Source organism: Streptomyces sp. NPDC058812, assembly GCF_042744565.1.
In the GTDB taxonomy this organism is placed as follows: Bacteria; Actinomycetota; Actinomycetes; order Streptomycetales; family Streptomycetaceae; genus Streptomyces; species Streptomyces thinghirensis.
This window is the reverse complement of the sequence record NZ_JBHYOB010000002.1, coordinates 546,771-561,874: the sequence shown is the minus strand read 5'-3', so window position 1 is coordinate 561,874 and position 15,104 is coordinate 546,771. Positions and strand designations below refer to the sequence as shown.

General features: G+C 72.5%; 18 protein-coding genes and 1 pseudogene. 9 read left to right on the top strand and 10 right to left on the bottom strand.

Features of this window, described 5'->3' with window-relative positions; genetic code table 11:
• Nucleotides 1–25: 25 nt before the first annotated feature.
• Entirely contained in the window at nucleotides 26–481 is a 456-nt protein-coding gene (locus ACFW48_RS06595) for an ATP-binding protein (protein WP_386311005.1), read from the bottom strand.
• 145 nt (nucleotides 482–626) lie between these two features.
• Here ACFW48_RS06595 and ACFW48_RS06590 point away from each other — a divergent pair, with 145 nt between their 5' ends.
• From ACFW48_RS06590 to ACFW48_RS06580, 3 genes and pseudogenes are all read left to right on the top strand, one after another.
• On the top strand, nucleotides 627–1,211 hold the full coding sequence (locus tag ACFW48_RS06590) for a PRC-barrel domain-containing protein (protein WP_386311003.1): 585 nt from the start codon (nucleotides 627–629) through the stop codon (nucleotides 1,209–1,211).
• Nucleotides 1,208–1,623, top strand: a pseudogene (locus ACFW48_RS06585) (PRC-barrel domain-containing protein). Before ACFW48_RS06590 ends, ACFW48_RS06585 begins: the two are co-directional and overlap by 4 nt.
• Nucleotides 1,624–1,978: 355 nt before the next feature.
• A complete protein-coding gene (locus tag ACFW48_RS06580; protein ID WP_386311002.1) occupies nucleotides 1,979–3,265 on the top strand; it encodes a streptophobe family protein in 1,287 nt (428 codons plus the stop codon).
• A gap of 25 nt (nucleotides 3,266–3,290) precedes the next feature.
• Here the strand turns inward: ACFW48_RS06580 and ACFW48_RS06575 are convergent, their stop codons facing one another.
• A complete protein-coding gene (locus ACFW48_RS06575) occupies nucleotides 3,291–3,701 on the bottom strand; it encodes a hypothetical protein (RefSeq protein ID WP_386311000.1) in 411 nt (136 codons plus the stop codon).
• Nucleotides 3,702–4,080: 379 nt separating this feature from the next.
• On the opposite strand from ACFW48_RS06575, the gene ACFW48_RS06570 reads away from it, so the two are divergent.
• Together ACFW48_RS06570 and ACFW48_RS06565 are read left to right on the top strand one after the other, a co-directional pair.
• Nucleotides 4,081–4,461, top strand: coding sequence for a nuclear transport factor 2 family protein (locus ACFW48_RS06570; protein WP_386310998.1), 381 nt, complete (start codon nucleotides 4,081–4,083; stop codon nucleotides 4,459–4,461).
• A gap of 84 nt (nucleotides 4,462–4,545) precedes the next feature.
• Complete coding sequence (locus ACFW48_RS06565; protein ID WP_386310997.1) at nucleotides 4,546–4,830, top strand: DUF1905 domain-containing protein; 285 nt, start codon at nucleotides 4,546–4,548, stop codon at nucleotides 4,828–4,830.
• Between the two features lie 5 nt (nucleotides 4,831–4,835).
• On the opposite strand, the gene mgrA is transcribed toward ACFW48_RS06565, so the two are convergent.
• Nucleotides 4,836–5,828 carry an L-glyceraldehyde 3-phosphate reductase gene (mgrA, locus tag ACFW48_RS06560; RefSeq protein ID WP_386310995.1) on the bottom strand — a complete coding sequence of 331 codons (993 nt, stop codon included), beginning with the start codon at nucleotides 5,826–5,828 and terminating at the stop codon, nucleotides 4,836–4,838.
• Between the two features lie 129 nt (nucleotides 5,829–5,957).
• Here mgrA and ACFW48_RS06555 point away from each other — a divergent pair, with 129 nt between their 5' ends.
• Together ACFW48_RS06555 and ACFW48_RS06550 are read left to right on the top strand one after the other, a co-directional pair.
• Nucleotides 5,958–6,842, top strand: coding sequence for a LysR family transcriptional regulator (locus tag ACFW48_RS06555; RefSeq protein WP_386310993.1), 885 nt, complete (start codon nucleotides 5,958–5,960; stop codon nucleotides 6,840–6,842).
• A gap of 25 nt (nucleotides 6,843–6,867) precedes the next feature.
• Complete coding sequence (locus ACFW48_RS06550; RefSeq protein ID WP_386310991.1) at nucleotides 6,868–7,383, top strand: DinB family protein; 516 nt, start codon at nucleotides 6,868–6,870, stop codon at nucleotides 7,381–7,383.
• Here ACFW48_RS06550 and ACFW48_RS06545 read toward each other — a convergent pair.
• Nucleotides 7,365–8,444 (bottom strand): adenosine deaminase, encoded by a 1,080-nt coding sequence (locus ACFW48_RS06545; protein WP_386310990.1) that lies wholly within the window; start codon nucleotides 8,442–8,444, stop codon nucleotides 7,365–7,367. The genes ACFW48_RS06550 and ACFW48_RS06545 overlap by 19 nt on opposite strands.
• A gap of 46 nt (nucleotides 8,445–8,490) precedes the next feature.
• Nucleotides 8,491–8,895 (bottom strand): VOC family protein, encoded by a 405-nt coding sequence (locus ACFW48_RS06540; RefSeq protein ID WP_386310988.1) that lies wholly within the window; start codon nucleotides 8,893–8,895, stop codon nucleotides 8,491–8,493.
• A gap of 126 nt (nucleotides 8,896–9,021) precedes the next feature.
• Between ACFW48_RS06540 and ACFW48_RS06535 the strand changes: the two genes are divergently transcribed.
• On the top strand, nucleotides 9,022–9,477 hold the full coding sequence (locus tag ACFW48_RS06535; protein ID WP_386310986.1) for a pyridoxamine 5'-phosphate oxidase family protein: 456 nt from the start codon (nucleotides 9,022–9,024) through the stop codon (nucleotides 9,475–9,477).
• Nucleotides 9,478–9,517: 40 nt separating this feature from the next.
• On the opposite strand, the gene ACFW48_RS06530 is transcribed toward ACFW48_RS06535, so the two are convergent.
• The 5 genes from ACFW48_RS06530 to ACFW48_RS06510 form a co-directional block, all read right to left on the bottom strand.
• Entirely contained in the window at nucleotides 9,518–10,417 is a 900-nt protein-coding gene (locus tag ACFW48_RS06530; RefSeq protein WP_386310984.1) for an aldo/keto reductase, read from the bottom strand.
• A 30-nt stretch (nucleotides 10,418–10,447) separates the two neighbouring features.
• Complete coding sequence (locus ACFW48_RS06525; RefSeq protein WP_386310982.1) at nucleotides 10,448–11,338, bottom strand: glycoside hydrolase family 19 protein; 891 nt, start codon at nucleotides 11,336–11,338, stop codon at nucleotides 10,448–10,450.
• A 318-nt stretch (nucleotides 11,339–11,656) separates the two neighbouring features.
• Entirely contained in the window at nucleotides 11,657–12,979 is a 1,323-nt protein-coding gene (locus tag ACFW48_RS06520; protein ID WP_386310981.1) for an aldehyde dehydrogenase family protein, read from the bottom strand.
• Between the two features lie 79 nt (nucleotides 12,980–13,058).
• Complete coding sequence (locus tag ACFW48_RS06515; RefSeq protein ID WP_386310979.1) at nucleotides 13,059–13,562, bottom strand: hypothetical protein; 504 nt, start codon at nucleotides 13,560–13,562, stop codon at nucleotides 13,059–13,061.
• 635 nt (nucleotides 13,563–14,197) lie between these two features.
• Nucleotides 14,198–14,365 (bottom strand): hypothetical protein, encoded by a 168-nt coding sequence (locus ACFW48_RS06510; protein ID WP_310874904.1) that lies wholly within the window; start codon nucleotides 14,363–14,365, stop codon nucleotides 14,198–14,200.
• Nucleotides 14,366–14,560: 195 nt separating this feature from the next.
• On the opposite strand from ACFW48_RS06510, the gene ACFW48_RS06505 reads away from it, so the two are divergent.
• Complete coding sequence (locus tag ACFW48_RS06505) at nucleotides 14,561–15,001, top strand: SPW repeat protein (RefSeq protein WP_386310978.1); 441 nt, start codon at nucleotides 14,561–14,563, stop codon at nucleotides 14,999–15,001.
• Nucleotides 15,002–15,104 lie beyond the last annotated feature (103 nt).

The following is a 15,104-nucleotide window of genomic DNA, read 5'->3' as shown; positions in this document are numbered from 1 at the left end:
CACACTCAGGTACGGGGCGGCACGTTCACGATTCGGTGAGAGGCAGCACGGCGCGCACCCGCTTGCCGACCGGCACGCGTTCGACGACGACCGCTTCCGCCAGGGCGTGGACGATCTCCAGACCGTGCCGGCCGACGCGCTCGGGGTCGCGGGGGAAGCGCTGGGGCACCGCGCCGCTGCTGTCGTAGACGGTCACCGCCATCGAGGTGCCCGTGCCCTCCAGCTCCAGGATGTAAGGCCCCTTGCTGTGGCGGTCGGCGTTGGTGACCAGCTCGCTCACGACCAGCAGCACCGCGCCGTCGGCGCGCGGGCCGATCGTCGCGCACCACTCGGTCCTCAGCTGGTCGAGGAAGAGCGAGGCGAAGGAACGCGCCTCCGCTATACATCCCGGCTCACCGGAGTAGTGTGCCGCCCGCCTCAGCGGTTCAACGGGTACGTCGAAACCAGTCGGTATCACTGCCCCGTCCAGGTACTCGGTCATGCGTTTCTCTCTCGGAAGCCGGACTGGCCGGACGCTGCTGCACCTGTCCTCGTACCCCGAGCCGGGCCGCGCAGTCCCCGTGTCTTCGTACTGCGGGCATCGTCACAGTGGCGCGGGGAACCCGAGGGTGCGGGAAGGGTGTGCGATGAACGAACTGATGACCGCACGAAGCCTCACCACCCGGCCGGTGGTCACCCTCGGCGGCGACGCCGTCGCCCACGTCAAGGACACCGTATGCGACGCCGCCGCGAGCCGGATCACCGGTTTCACCCTGACCGGGCGGGGTCTGCTGTCCGGCCCGATGAAGGAGGGTCTGCCCTGGTCGGCCGTGCACGCGCTGGGCCATGACGCGGTGATGATCCGCGACCGGCGGGGACTGGTGAGCGCCGCGGCCATGATGGTGCACCAGCAGACCCTGCGGGCCCGGATGCTGGGGGCGCGGGTCGTGACGGAGACGGGGGCCGAGATCGGTACGGTGCTCGACGTCGTGGTGGAGGGCGGCACCGGCGGACGGGTCGTCGGCTTCCGGGTGGCGGCGAGCAGGGGGTTCGTGCCGGGGCCGACCCGGCACCGGCGCCGGGTGTACGTGCCGCGCGGTGAGACGCTCGAGGTCGCCGGCCGGGCGCTGGTCCTGCCCGGGGACGCGGTGCGGCATGTCGCGGACGACCTGCCGGGCCTCACCTCCCTGGCCGGCGGCGTGCCCGGGTACGGGAAGGGCTCGCTGCCGTGATGCTGTTCACCGAGGTACGGGGGCTCCCGGTGGTGCCGCCGGCCGAGGCCGGGCCGCTCGGCACCGTGACGTCCCTGACCGTCGACATCGCGTCCCGCGCGGTGAGCCATGTGAGGCTCCGCGGCAGCCGTCTGCGCAGCGAGACCGTGCTGCCGTGGGACGCGGTGCACGCGGTCGGCCCGGGCGCCGTCCGGGTCCGTTCCACCGCCGCTCCGGACACGGTCCCGCCCCGCCACGACCTGCTGGGCCGCCGGGTCCTGACCGAGGCGGGCGCCGCGTACGGCACGGTGCTGGACGTGCGTTCGATCCGGAGACCGGCCGTCTCCTCGCGGTCTTCACCACCCGGGGCGAGCTGTCGGCCGACCGTCTGCTGGGGCTGGGCGACCACGCCCTCGTCGTCCGGGCGGGCTGAGCCACGGCCGCCGGTCCGGACGCGCAGACCGAGCGTCGCAGACCGGACGATGGAGACCGGCTGAAGAGTTCGGGTTCCATCGCGGGCGCCGACCGAGCGCCCCGTCCCCGGCCGAGCGATCCGACCCCGGCAGAAGGACCCGACCGTGCGTGCCGACCGACACGCACCGACCGCCGACGCCGGCCCACACCCTCCGGCCCACGCGCCCTCCGGCCCCGCTCCCCGAACGCCGACCGACACACCCCAGCCGCGTCGTGCCCATCGGCCGGCGCGCCCAGCCGCCGTCGTGCGCGCCGGCCGACGCGGACGGCCCTGTCGGCGGGCGCGTCCGGTGGGTGCTGCATAGCGTGGCAGCGTGAGTTCGCGAACCCCCTCCGGCCCTCCCGGCCCCACAGCCGCCCGTCACGGCTGGATCCAGGCCCTGGGCACGGTGCTGGCCGGGCTGGTCGCCATGGGTGCCGTGGCCGCGCTCGGGCTGTGGGCGGCCGGGGCCACGGACCTGCCCGACAACGCCTTCCCCCGGGTCGTCACGGCGACCGTCGTCACCGCCGTGGGCGGCGCGCTGGAAGTGTCCGGTGATGCCGGCGGGTTCGCCGACACCGACGCGGGGCTGACCGTGCTCCCGCTGTCGGTCACGCTGACCGGCGCGCTGGTGATCGCCCGGGGCTTTCTGCGGCCGCTGCGCCACCGGGCCGTCGCCGGCGCCCCGGAGCTGGCCGGGTGGGCCGGGCGGATCGCCGCACTGTGGCTGCTCGCCCTCCTCGGGCTGGCCTTCGCCGCCCGCCAGACCTTCGAGGTCTCCCTCGGCGAAGGCGTCCTGAACGACCTCGGCGACCTGTTCGGCGTCACTCCGACGGTCGGCTTCACCACGGACGTGCCGCTGACCGTCCTCTTCGGACTGCTGTGGCTGGCGGGGGTGCTCTTGCTGGCTCTGCTGGTCTCGAGCGGGGCCCCGTTGCCCGGGCGGCTGCTGCGCCTGCGGACGTCGGTGCGGCCGGCGGCGTACGCGATGGTCGCGTTGCTGCTCGCGTACGTCGTCGTCGGCGTCGTCGTCGGGCTGGTCGTGGCGGGGACGCGGGGGCACCCCGCGGACACCGTCGCCGTACTGCTGCTCGGTCTGCCGAACCTGGCGTGGCTCGCGCTCACGATCGGCCTCGGTGCCACCTGGGACGGGCGTGTGGAGGGACCGTTCGGGCTGCCGATGCCGCAGGTGCTCGACGAGGTGCTGCGCGGGCCGGACGTCTCGACGCTGAACGTGGGCACGCTCGCCGAGCACGACGGGCGGATGTGGTGGCTCGTGGTCGTCGCCGCGCTCCTGCTCCTGGCGGCCGGGTTCGTACTCGCGTCGCGCTCCCCGGCCCGGCTGCCGGCCTGGCTGCACGCCGTGCGGATGGCCGTGGCGCTGGCGCTGACGGTTCTCATGATCGGGCTCGTCGGCCGGATCTCCGCGCACTACGGCCTGTCGGTGCTCGGCATCGGCGACCTGGGCGGCGGACTGTCCGGGCGGTTGTTCCTGCGGCCGCGTCTGTGGGGTGCGGTCGGTCTCGCACTGCTGTGGGGGCTCGTCGCCGGGTTCCTCGGCGCGTCGCTCGCGCGGTGGGCGGGCCGGCGGGGTGGCAGGGCCCCTGCTCGGTCCCGGTGACACCGCCGGAAGGCGCTCGGGCGGCTCAGGCGACAGGGACGACGAGGGGCGGGGAGGCCCGCTGCATGCGCAGCGCGTCCACGGACTCGGCCATGAGTTCGTACTCGGTGGTGTCGTCGCTGGTGGCGATGCGCACCAGGCGCCCCGCGGCCAACTCGTCGGCGACCAGATCCTGTTGGACGTCGTCGGCGCACCAGGCGCGCATGACGCGCGGCACGTCGGGTGCGTCGTCGGCGACCGGAGTCAGGGCGCCGCGCGGTAAGTGGGGGGTGTCGGGCTGCGGATCGAGCCGCTCGGCGATCCAGGACGCGCGGTCGCGCAGCCACCACAGGGCGAGGGCGAGGGTGGGAGCCCGGTAGGTTCCCAGGGGTACACCGATGCGCCGGCCGTCACAGACACCGTAGGCGGTGACATGGCACAGGAACTCGTCGTGCACTGCTCCCCTCCCCCCGTCGCCCAGCCCGCCTGCAGGTCGGGCGTGGCGTCCGTGCGGCTCGTGTGCTGTGCGTGAGGGCGCTGTCGCATGGTGTGAGACGCCCTAGAGGTGAGTATGTTCACTACTGAACCACTGTCACCATGAATTTCCGGCCAGTCTCCTGGCATATTCACGGCAATTGATGGCCGAAACCCCGCGGCGCGCGATCCCGTCTTCATCACCCCGGTCGCGCCCTCTTCACGGGCCCGGAGGCGCGCCCGCATGACCCCTGGGGTAATCGACGGCGCAAACGGGCGCGGGCATGGTTGCGGTACCGGGTCGCCGCGACCGGCATCCGGTTCCTGACCTGCGCGTACCACCGCCATGGAGGCTGATCGACATGTCCGCACCGACCCACCGTTACGAGGATGCCGTCGCCCGCTACTTCGAGGCCTGGAACGCCGGGCCGGACGCCCTGGCCAAGGCGGTCGCCGCGGCCTGGACCAATGACGGCGGCTACACGGACCCCCTGGCCGACGTCCGCGGCCACGAGCAGATCGCGGCCCTGATCGCGGCGGCGCACGAGCAGTTCCCGGGCTTCGTCTTCCGGCTGTCCGGTGCCGTGGACGGGCACCACGACACGGCGCGCTTCTCCTGGGAACTGGTGAGCGAGGCCGACGGCTCGGCACCCGTGGCCGGGTCCGACGTGGTCACGCTGGACGGCGAGGACCGGATCCGGTCCGTGTTCGGCTTCCTCGACCGGGTGCCGGCCGGGGCGTGACCGTCCACGGCCGCCGATGAGTTCCGCCGCTCCCAGGGGTCTACCGGGAAACGAGCCGCCGACACCACTGGGAGCGAAGACACCATGACCACGAACCGGGATCTCGACGAAGAGTTCACCGCCGAACTGCGCAAGAGCCCGAGCGAGGGTGGCTGGACGTATCTGGTCTGGCCGAAGTCCGCCGAGTTCTTCGGCACCCGTGGACTGGTCAAGGTCCGCGGCACCATCGACGGGCAGGCCTTCCGCAGCTCGTTCATGGCGCTCGGCGACGGCACGCACAAGTTGCCGGTGAAGGCCGCCCTCCGCAAGGCCATCGGCAAGGAGGAGGGCGACACGGTCACGGTCCGGCTGGAGGAGCGGCTCGGCTGAGCGTCCTACCGCGTGACGATCTCGTCGACGCGAGCCAGTTCGTCGGCACCGAAGTCCAGGTTCCCGATGGCCGACACGCTGTCCTCCAGCTGCCCCGGGCTGCTCGCGCCGACCAGGGCGGAGGTCACGCGGCCCTCGCGCAGCACCCACGCCAGGGCCATCTGGGCCAGCGACTGGCCGCGGGACTTCGCGATCTCGTCCAGAGCGCGCAACTTGCCCACCAGTTCCCCGGTGACCGCGTCGGAGTTCAGGAAGGGGCTGTCGCTCGCGGCACGCGAGTCCTCCGGGATGCCGTCGAGATAGCGGCCGGTCAGCAGGCCCTGTTCCAGAGGGGAGTAGGCGATGGAGCCGACCTTCAGCTCGTCGAGGGCGTCCAGGAGGCCGCTGGTCTCGGGGCGGCGGTCGAGCATGGAGTAGCGCGGCTGGTGGATCAGCAGCGGGGTGCCCAGCTCGGCGAGGATGCGGGCGGCCTCGCGGGTCTGCTCCGGGGAGTAGTTGGAGACGCCGACGTAGAGCGCCTTGCCCTGCCGCACCGCCGTGTGCAGGGCGCCCATCGTCTCCTCCAGGGGAGTCTCCGGGTCGGGGCGGTGCGAGTAGAAGACGTCGACGTAGTCCAGGCCCATGCGGGTCAGGCTCTGGTCGAGGGAGGACAGGAGGTACTTGCGCGAGCCCCACTCGCCGTACGGGCCGGGCCACATCAGGTAGCCGGCCTTGGTCGAGATGACCAGCTCGTCGCGGTACGGCGCGAAGTCGGCCTTGAGCGCCTCGCCGAGCGCGGACTCGGCGGAGCCGGGCGGCGGGCCGTAGTTGTTGGCGAGGTCGAAGTGGGTGACGCCGAGGTCGAAGGCGCGGCGCAGGATGGCGCGCTGGGTCTCGACGGGGCGGTCCGGGCCGAAGTTGTGCCACAGGCCGAGCGAAAGCGCGGGGAGCTTCAGGCCGCTGCGTCCGGTGCGCCGGTAGGGCATGTCCGCGTAGCGGTCGGGGTGTGCGGTGTACAACGCGACTCCAGAGGGGTTGGCACCCGGGGGTACGGGGCTTGGGCGGAACCGTGCCCCACTCTGTCGTGACCTGCGGGCAGTGGTCCAACAGAAGAATCCGATGGAATTGTGCGGTTACGCTTCTCAGTCATGGAACTGCGTCATCTCCAGCATTTCGTGGCGGTCGCCGAGGACCAGCACTTCACCCGTGCGGCGGAACGGCTGATGGTGTCCCAGTCCGGCCTGTCGGCGTCCATCCGGGCGCTGGAGCGGGAGCTGCGGGCGCCGCTGTTCGTGCGCACGACGCGCCGGGTGACGCTCACGGAGGCGGGGCGGGCACTGCTGGGCGAGGCCGAGCGGATCCTGGCCCAGGTGCGGTCGGCGCACGAGGCGGTCGCCGCGGTGCAGGGCGTGCTGCGCGGGACGCTGTCGCTGGGCAGCGAGCAGTGCATCGCCGGGGTGCCGGTGGCGGGGCTGCTGGCCGCGTTCCGGGGGCGGCACCCGGACGTGGAGATCCGGCTGCGGCAGGCGGGCTCGGGCGAGCTGGCGGAGGAGGTCGCGGCCGGGCGGCTCGACCTGGCCTTCGCCTACCGGACGCAGGCGGACACCGACCAGCTGCGCTCGGTCTCGCTGGCCGGCGAACCGATGACCGTGCTCTGCCATCCCGACCACCGCCTCGCGGCGAACGGCGCGGCGCTGACCCCGCACGATCTCGCCGACGAGGTCTTCGTCGACTTCCACCCGGACTGGGGCCCGCGCCGCGTCACCGACACCACCTTCGCCGAGGCGGGCGTACGGCGGACCGTCGCGCTGGAGGTGAACGACGTGCACGGTCTGCTCGACCTGCTCGACGAGAATCTCGGCATCGCCGTCGTGCCGCGCCACTTCCGGCACAAGCGGGCCTCCCTCACCTCGCTGCCGCTGAAGGGCTCCCCCGAAACGGCGTACGAGACCATCGCGCTGCTGCCACCGGCCGAGGCCACCAGCCCGGCCGCGCGGGCGCTGATGGGGCTGCTGGAAACGGGGAGCGGGTGAGGGCGGACTGCGCGATGGTGGACGTATGCATGCGAAGGACATCCTCATCGAGGGCTACGGCCGCATCCAGGAAGAAGTCCACGCCGCCGTCGAGGGCCTGGACCCCGACGGCCTGAACGCCCGTCCCGCCGACGACGCCAATTCCGTCGCCTGGCTGGTCTGGCACCTCACCCGGGTCCAGGACGACCACGTCGCGGACGCCTTCGGGCTCGACCAGGTGTGGCTGAGCGGCGAGTGGGAGAAGCGCTTCGGGCTCGGTCTGCCCCGCCACGACACCGGGTACGGCCACAGCTCCGCGAAGGTCGCGAAGGTGCGGGTCGACTCGGCCGGCCTGCTGACCGGCTACTACGACGCCGTGCACGAGCAGACGCTCGGCGCCCTGCGCTCCCTGGCCGCGGGGGACCTGGAGCGGATCGTGGACGAGAACTGGGACCCGCCGGTCACCCTCGGCGCCCGGCTGGTCAGCGTCCTGTCCGACGATCTCCAGCACGTCGGACAGGCCGCCTATGCGCGCGGACTCGTTCAGAGCGCCGCTTCGTAACCCGGCAGGACGACGTCCTCGATCAGGGCCCTGCGCTCGTCGAAGGGGATGAACGCGCTCTTCACCGCGTTCACCGTGACCGTGCGCAGGTCCTCGGCCGTCCAGCCCGCCTGCTCGACCAGCAGGGACATCTCGCGGGTCATCGTCGTGCCGGAGACGAGGCGGTTGTCGGTGTTGAGGGTGACGCGGAAGCCGAGGTCCTTGAGCGCGGTGATGGGGTGCTCGGCAATGGAGGTGGCGGCGCCGGTCTGGAGGTTGGAGGTCGGGCACATCTCCAGGGCGATCCGGCGGTCGCGGACCCAGCCGGCGAGGCGGCCGAGCTTGCCCGCCGCGAGGTCCGGGATGTCCTCGGTGATGCGCACGCCGTGGCCGATGCGCTGGGCGCCGCACACCTGGAGCGCCTGGTGGATGCTGGGCAGCCCGTGCGCCTCGCCGGCGTGGATGGTGAACGGGACGTTCTCCCGGCGCAGGTACTCGAAGGCGTCGAGGTGGTCGGCGGGCGGGAAGCCGTCCTCGGCGCCCGCGATGTCGAAGCCGACGACACCGGCGTCCCGGAAGGCGACCGCGAGGTCGGCGGTCTCGCGGGTGCGGTCGAACATCCGCATCCCGCACAACAGGGTGCCGACGCGCACCGGTGTGCCCGCTGCCGCCGCCTTGGCCATGCCGGCGGCCAGGCCCTCCTGGACGGTCTCGACGACCTCGGCGAGGGCCAGACCGCCGCCCGTCATCAGCTCGGGGGCGTAGCGGACCTCGCCGTAGACGACGCCGTCGGCGGCGAGGTCGAGGACGTACTCCTCGGCGGTGCGCAGCAGGCCCTCGCGGTTCTGCAGTACGGCGAGGGTGTGCTCGAAGGTGGCGATGTAGCGCACCAGGTCGCCGGAGTTGGCGGCCTCGTAGTACCAGGCGGCCAGCTCGTCGGGGTCGGTGGTGGGGAGGCTGTGGCCGACGGTCTCCGCCAGCTCCACGACGGTCGCGGGGCGCAGGCCGCCGTCGAGGTGGTCGTGCAGCACCGCCTTGGGGAGGCGGCGGAGGGTCTCGGTGTCTATGCGCGTAGATGACATGTGCGGTCGTTCCTCGGCGGGTCGTTGGGCAAGGGTGTGGGGCAGGTCAGGAGTCGGCGGGCTGAAGCAGGTCCCAGCGGTTGCCGTACAGGTCCTGGAAGACGGCGACCGAGCCGTAGGGCTCGTGCCGGGGCTCCTCCAGGAAGGTCACGCCCCCGGCCGCCATGCGGGCGTGGTCGCGGGCGAAGTCGTCGGTGTACAGGAAGAAGCCGACGCGCCCGCCCGTCTGGTCGCCGATCCGGGAGCGCTGGGCCTCTCCCTTGGCGCGGGCCAGCAGCAGGGCGGTGCCCGGTGCCGCGCCCGCCGCGCCGCCGGGCTCGACGACGACCCAACGGGAGCCGTCGGGCCGCGGGGTGTCCTCGGCGAGGCGGAAACCGAGGGCCCCCGTGTAGAAGCGGATCGCCTCGTCGTAGTCGTCGACGACGAGGGTGACCAGGGCGATGCGTCTCATCGGGGCCTTTCGGGGACGGGCGATTGACGGGAGAGGTTATACGTAAAACCCACCGCGGCGCCAGTCTCCGGTCCTACGTCTCGGGCCCGAGGCGCGGGGCGCGGCCCGTCCACTACCGTCACGGCCATGAAGATCACCGCACCACCGCGCGAGCCCGAGCAGCGCAGGCAGGACGTGCTGGACCGGCTGGAACGGGAGGTGGACATCTGGGTGGCCACGGCGGACGCCGCCGGGCTGCCGTGCATGGTCCCGCTGTGGTTCGTGTGGCACGGGGAGGCGGTCTGGCTGTGCACGCGGCTCACCAACCCGACCGGCCGCAACCTGCGGGACGGCGGCCGGGCCCGGCTGGCGTTCGGGCACACCCGGGACGTCGTGCTGATCGACGGCGAGGTGGAGACGTTCGGACTGCGCGAGGCGCCCTCCGCGGCGGCCGCCTTCCTCGCGAAGACCGGCTGGGATCCGCGCGAGGACAGCGCGTCGTACGCCTGGTTCCGGGTGCGCCCGCTCGCGGTGCAGGCGTGGCACGAGGAGCGCGAGCTGAAGCAGCGGCACATCATGCGGGACGGCGCCTGGACCGTGTAGCGCGCGCATGCCCGTGCATGCGCTGTACGGTCCAGGCGCCTCAGCCGGTCCGGGCGCCGTCGAGCCGAGCCAGGTCCTCCTGGGTGAGGCGGAGGGCGCCGGCCGCGACGTTCTCGGCGAGATGCTCGGGGTTGCCGGTGCCGGGGATGGCCAGGACGCCCGGGCCCTGGTGCAGGGTCCAGGCGATCCTCACCTGCGCCGGGCTCGCGCCGTGCGCCCGGGCCACCGCACGGACCTCGTCCTCGTGGGCGGCGCCGGCACCCTGCGGTCCGGCCTCGCCGGCGATGGCGCAGAACGGCACGAAGGCGATGCCCTGCGCACGGCACAGGGCGAGGAGTTCGTCGGTGGCGGGGTCGTGGAAGCCGAGGCCGTAGCGATTCTGGACCGCGACCACGGGGGCGATGGCCTGGGCCTCGGCGAGGTGCCGGGGCCCCACGTCGGAGATGCCGAGGTGGCGGATCAGGCCCGCCTCGCGCAGTTCGGCGAGGGCGCCGAAGTGCTCGGTGATCGAGTCCTGCCGCATGCGACGGAGGTAGACGACGTCGAGGTGGTCCCGGCCGAGTTGGCGCAGGTTCTCCTCGACGTGGGCCCGCAGGTCCTCGGGCCGGGCGGAGGTGCCCCACTCCCCCGACCAGTCGCGGTACGGGCCGACCTTGACGGCGATCACCAGGTCGTCGGCGTAGGGCGCCAGCGCGCTGTTGATCAGCTCGTTGGCGGAGCGCAGGGAGGAGAAGTAGAAGGCGGCCGTGTCGATGTGGTTGACGCCGAGTTCGACCGCCCGGCGCAGTACGGCCAGGGAGCGCTCGCGGTCGCTCGGCGTGCCGAGGTGGAAGGCGGCGCTGCCCGTCAGCCGCATCGCGCCGAAGCCGACGCGGCGGACGGGCAGGTCGCCGAGGTTCCAGGTACCAGCGGACTCCGCGGTGATCGTTTCCGAGATCATCGGCGGAGTTTCGCACACACCCGGGACGGCTCAGCAGTAGAGGTTGCCGCCCGGTGAGACCCCGAGGATCTGGCTGAACTGCTGGTACTTGGTGACCCGGCTCTGCACCTGCGCGGGGTTCTTGCCGTCGCACTCCAGGGAGCCGTTGATGGAGCGGATCGTCTGGCCGAAGCCGGCGCCGTTGACCATGGCGTTGTGGCCGGTCATGCTGCCGGGCCCGGACTGGGTGTTCCAGTACCACAGGGCGGTCTTCCAGGCGACGGCCGCGTCGTTCTGCACCAGCCAGGGGTTGTTCAGCAGGTCGATGCCGAGCGCGTCGCCCGCGGCCTTGTAGTTGAAGTTCCAGCTGAGCTGGATCGGGCCGCGCCCGTAGTAGGCGGCCTGGCCGGCCGGGCAGCCGTAGGGCTGGTTCCAGTCGCAGTAGTGCGGGTAGTTGGCGGTGTTCTGCTCGACGATGTGCACGAGTCCGCCGGTCTCGTGGCTGACGTTGGCGAGGAAGGCCGCCGCCTCCTGCTTCTTGGTGGTGTCGCTCCCGGTGTTGGCGAAGCCCGGGTAGGCACTGAGCGCGGCGGTCAGACCGCTGTAGGTGTAGAAGGAGTTCCTGCCCGGGAACATCTGGTTGAACTGGGCCTCGGTCACCACGAAGTTGCCGACCGGAGTCTCCGAGCCGCCGTCGCAGGCGTACGGCTCCCAGTACCAGGTGCTGATGAGCGGATCGTAGCCCGGGTTGGCGTGCTCGGCCCGGTAGGCCTTGCCGTCGGTGTAGCGGACGATGTCGCCGGCGTTGTAGTTCGCGTCGGCCGACCAGGCCGGGTAGCTCGAACACGCGGCGGCGGACGCCTCGGTGGCGGGCAGGAGCACGGGCACGGCTCCCGCGAGGGCGAGCACGGTCACCAGGGCGGATATACGGCGCCTCGACACAGGTCTGCCTCCTTCGACGGAGCACGGCCGCTCCCGTACAAGGGCAGGGCGGAGCAGAGCCTTGTGCGCGCGTGCCGGACGGACCGGCCACGGCGTGGGGGCGGCCGTGGTGGGGGGTGTGGAGGCACACTCAACCGCTTTGGTCTGTACCAGTCAAGGGTGTAGACCAGTCCAACCCGGCCGGTTCCCGGCCGGGTTGGCGTGGGCTCTTCGCGCGGTCGGCTCGGCGGCTTCTCCGAACCGCGCCACTGTCGGCCCGGCGGCTTCTCCGGACCGCGCGCCGGTCAGCTCGGCGGCTTCTCCAAGCCCGCGCGCCGGTCAGCTCAGCGGCTTCTTCAGGACCGCCTTGCGGTGACTGAACGTCTCGATGGAGTAGCGGCCGTGGTAGTTGCCCATGCCGCTCTCCCCCACGCCGCCGAACGGCAGGTCTGAGACGGTGAGATGGGCGAGCGGCAGCCCGTGGCCGAGACCGCCGGAGGACGTCTCGGCGGCGAACCGCTCCCGGGTCGCGTCGGACTCGCTGAAGACGTAGAGGGCCAGGGGCTTGTCGCGGTCGTTGACGAAGTCGATCGCCTCGTCCAGGCCGGGCACAGTGACGATCGGCAGGATCGGGCCGAAGATCTCCTCGCGCATCACCGGAGCCCCGGGGGCGACGTCGGCGAGCACGGTCGGCGCGATGTACTTCTCCGCCCGGTCACTGCCGCCGCCGACGACCACCCGGCCGGAGTCCAGCAGGCCGGTCAGCCGGTCGAAGTGGCGCTCGTTGACGATCCGCGCGTACTCCGCGGACCGGGCCGGGTCGGCCCCGTACAGTCCCTCGACCGCACGGACCAGCGCCGGCTCCAGAGCGGCGGCGGTCTCCGGGTCGGTCAGGACGTAGTCGGGGGCCACGCAGGTCTGGCCGGCGTTGAGGAACTTGCCGCCGGCCAGCCGGGCGGCGACGACGTCGAGGTCGGCGTCGCGGTCGACGAACGCCGGTGACTTGCCGCCGAGTTCGAGGGTGACCGGGGTGAGGTACTCGGCGGCGGCGCGCATGACGACGCGGCCGACGGTGCCGTTGCCCGTGTAGAAGACGTGGTCGAAGCGCTCGGCGAGCAGGGCCGTGGTCTCCGGGATGCCGCCCTCGACGACGGCCACGGCCTCGGTGTCCAGGTACCGCGGCAGCAGGCGGGCCAGCACGGCGGAGGTGGCCGGGGCCAGCTCGCTGGGCTTGGCGACCACCGCGTTGCCGGCGGCCAGGGCGCCGACCACCGGGGCGAGCAGGAGCTGGGCCGGGTAGTTCCAGGGCGCGATGACGAGGACGACGCCCAAGGGGTCGTACTGCGTCCAAGCGGTGGCGTCGGCGCCGAGGTGCGCCGGGACGGGGGCGGACTCGGGGCGCAGCCAGTCGGCGAGGTGGTCGAGGGTGTGGTCGATCTCGCGCACGGTGAAGCCGATCTCCGTGCGCTGCGCCTCGGCGGCGCTCTTGCCCAGGTCGGCGTGGAGCGCGGCCTCCAGGTCGGGGCCGTTCTCCGTGAGGAGCGCGCGCAGCCGGTGCAGCTGTACGGTGCGCCACTCGACGGGCTTGGTACGGCCGGTGCGGAAGGTGGCGCGCAGCCGGGCCACGACGTCGGCGGGCTGCTCGGGGGCCGGGTGGTTCACGGTGTGCCTCGCTGGTGGGGGGAAATACGGTGACGGACACCGACTGGACGACTGGAACGACTGGAACGACTGGATGTAATTACCAACATTTCAGGTACCAAAATACATTCCCGGGCCGTCGACCAGGAAGGCGTGCCGTGCCCGGAGACCCTGGCCGGGGCATGCTGCTCGACGTGGTTCGTGCAGCCGCGAGCAGCATCACGTCGTTCAGGCTCCAGCCGGCGCACCAGGGCACGGGGCCGTCGAAGCGCGGGCCGCCCCGCTCGTCGGTGGCGCACACCTGGACCCGGGACGCGGAGCGGACGTGCGCGTAGGCGATGCCGCCCAGCAACTCGCCGGTCGCGAGCGGACGCAGCAGGCGTTCGCGGGCGGGCAGCCCGGGCTCCGCCTTCGCGAGCAGCCGAACCGGCGTGTGCGCGACCGAGCGGACGAGGTGGTGTTCGCCTTCACCGACGCCCGCCCGTGAGCGTCCGGGGCTGCGGCCGTCACCGCCCATGCGGCTCGCGGTGCTGACGGCGGCCCGGACGGTGTCCGTGGAACTGGACGCCCTGTGGGCGCCGGAAGCCTCCGTGGTTCTGCGCACTCCGCGCGAGGAGTCCGCCCGGGTCGACGTACCCCGCGGCACCAACACCGCGCGACACGGCCCGCTCGCTGCACCCGGCTCGACGAGGTCAGGGCGCGGGCGTACGCACTCGCCGACCGTCCCGCAGCGGCACGAGCACGTCGAGGAACGGCCGGCACTGCGGACGCGCGTGTACGACCTCTTACGGGCGGCCACGACGACGGCGGTCGTGACCGGTGGCGGGCGGGCCATGAGCCTGGACAGACCGGCCGGGCGCCTCGCGAGGGAGGGGATGTTCCTGCTGGTGCAGGGCCGGACGGCGCCGGTGCGTCAGGCCCGACTGGCCGCGCCGACGTCGCTCTGTACCGCGAGTCGCAATGGTACGCCGCCGCCTTCCCGCACCCGCGCCGGGCGGCGCGCGGCGCTCGACGGCCCGACCTTCCCGAGCCGCGCGGGCAGGGGACGTCCGGCGGCGGGCTCACCGGTGGGAAACGCCGACGGTCGACGGCGACATCGGCGGAGCCGGAATCAACGGGCCTGCGGGGGCACGGGATCCGGGCGGCGCGGCGAGTCGCTCGCACGGCGGTGCCGGGCCGCGGCGAGGTGGGGTCGGCCGGGGGCGGGGAACGCGCAACCGCTCCTTCCCCGGCCCCCGTTCAGTCCTCGTCGCGGGCCGGTACGACCACCAGGAAGGCGTCCGACTGCAGGTCCATCACGACGGTCGCGGCCTCGCCCTGCGCACGGCGGCGCGCGGCGTACTCCTCCGCCGGCCACGATCCGCGCGGCGACCCCGCTGGAAATCGTTCCAACACCTTCGCGCCCATAGCGGCGGTCACCTCCACTGCCCCTGTGTCCGTTCGTGCTCTCGTGCCTGAGCGTTTGCCCGCGATCCGCATGGACATGTCCCACCAACCCACGACTACACATAAGGGAAAAATAAGAGCAGAATGGACACATGCGGCGTCACCGCACACCGCAACCAGACGCGGTCAAGGCCCGTAAGTCAAAGGAGACGACTCATGGCCAACGTCTCGCACACCCGAGGTGACATCTCCAGCCACCCCGACGCTCCGGAAATGCAGGCGCGCTACGCCCGCATGCTCGGCGGTCGGGATGTGGCACTCGTGGACGGGCCGGTGTTCCTGGTCGGCCTGTACTGTGCCGTGTCCCCGTGGATACTCCACTTCACCACGAGCCAGCCCGCACTAGTGGCCCACAACCTGATCATAGGGATCGCCATCGGCCTGCTGGCCCTCGGCTTCACCCGCGCCCCGGAACGCATGTACGGCCTCAGCGGGGCGATGTGCGCGATGGGCATCTGGATGATCATCTCGCCGTGGATCGTCGGCACCAACCCGGACGCCGGCGTCATCTGGAACAACATCATCATCGGCGCCCTGACCCTGGCCCTGGGCGCGGTGTGCGCCGCTACGGCGGCGAAGACCATGCGCAAGCCCTAGACGCGCGGAAAGGGAACACGACGGGCCGGCCCGCCCCCACGGACCGGCCCGCGCTGCGCCCCGAGACCTCTGGCGGACTGCGCCCGCCCGCAGCGGGCACACG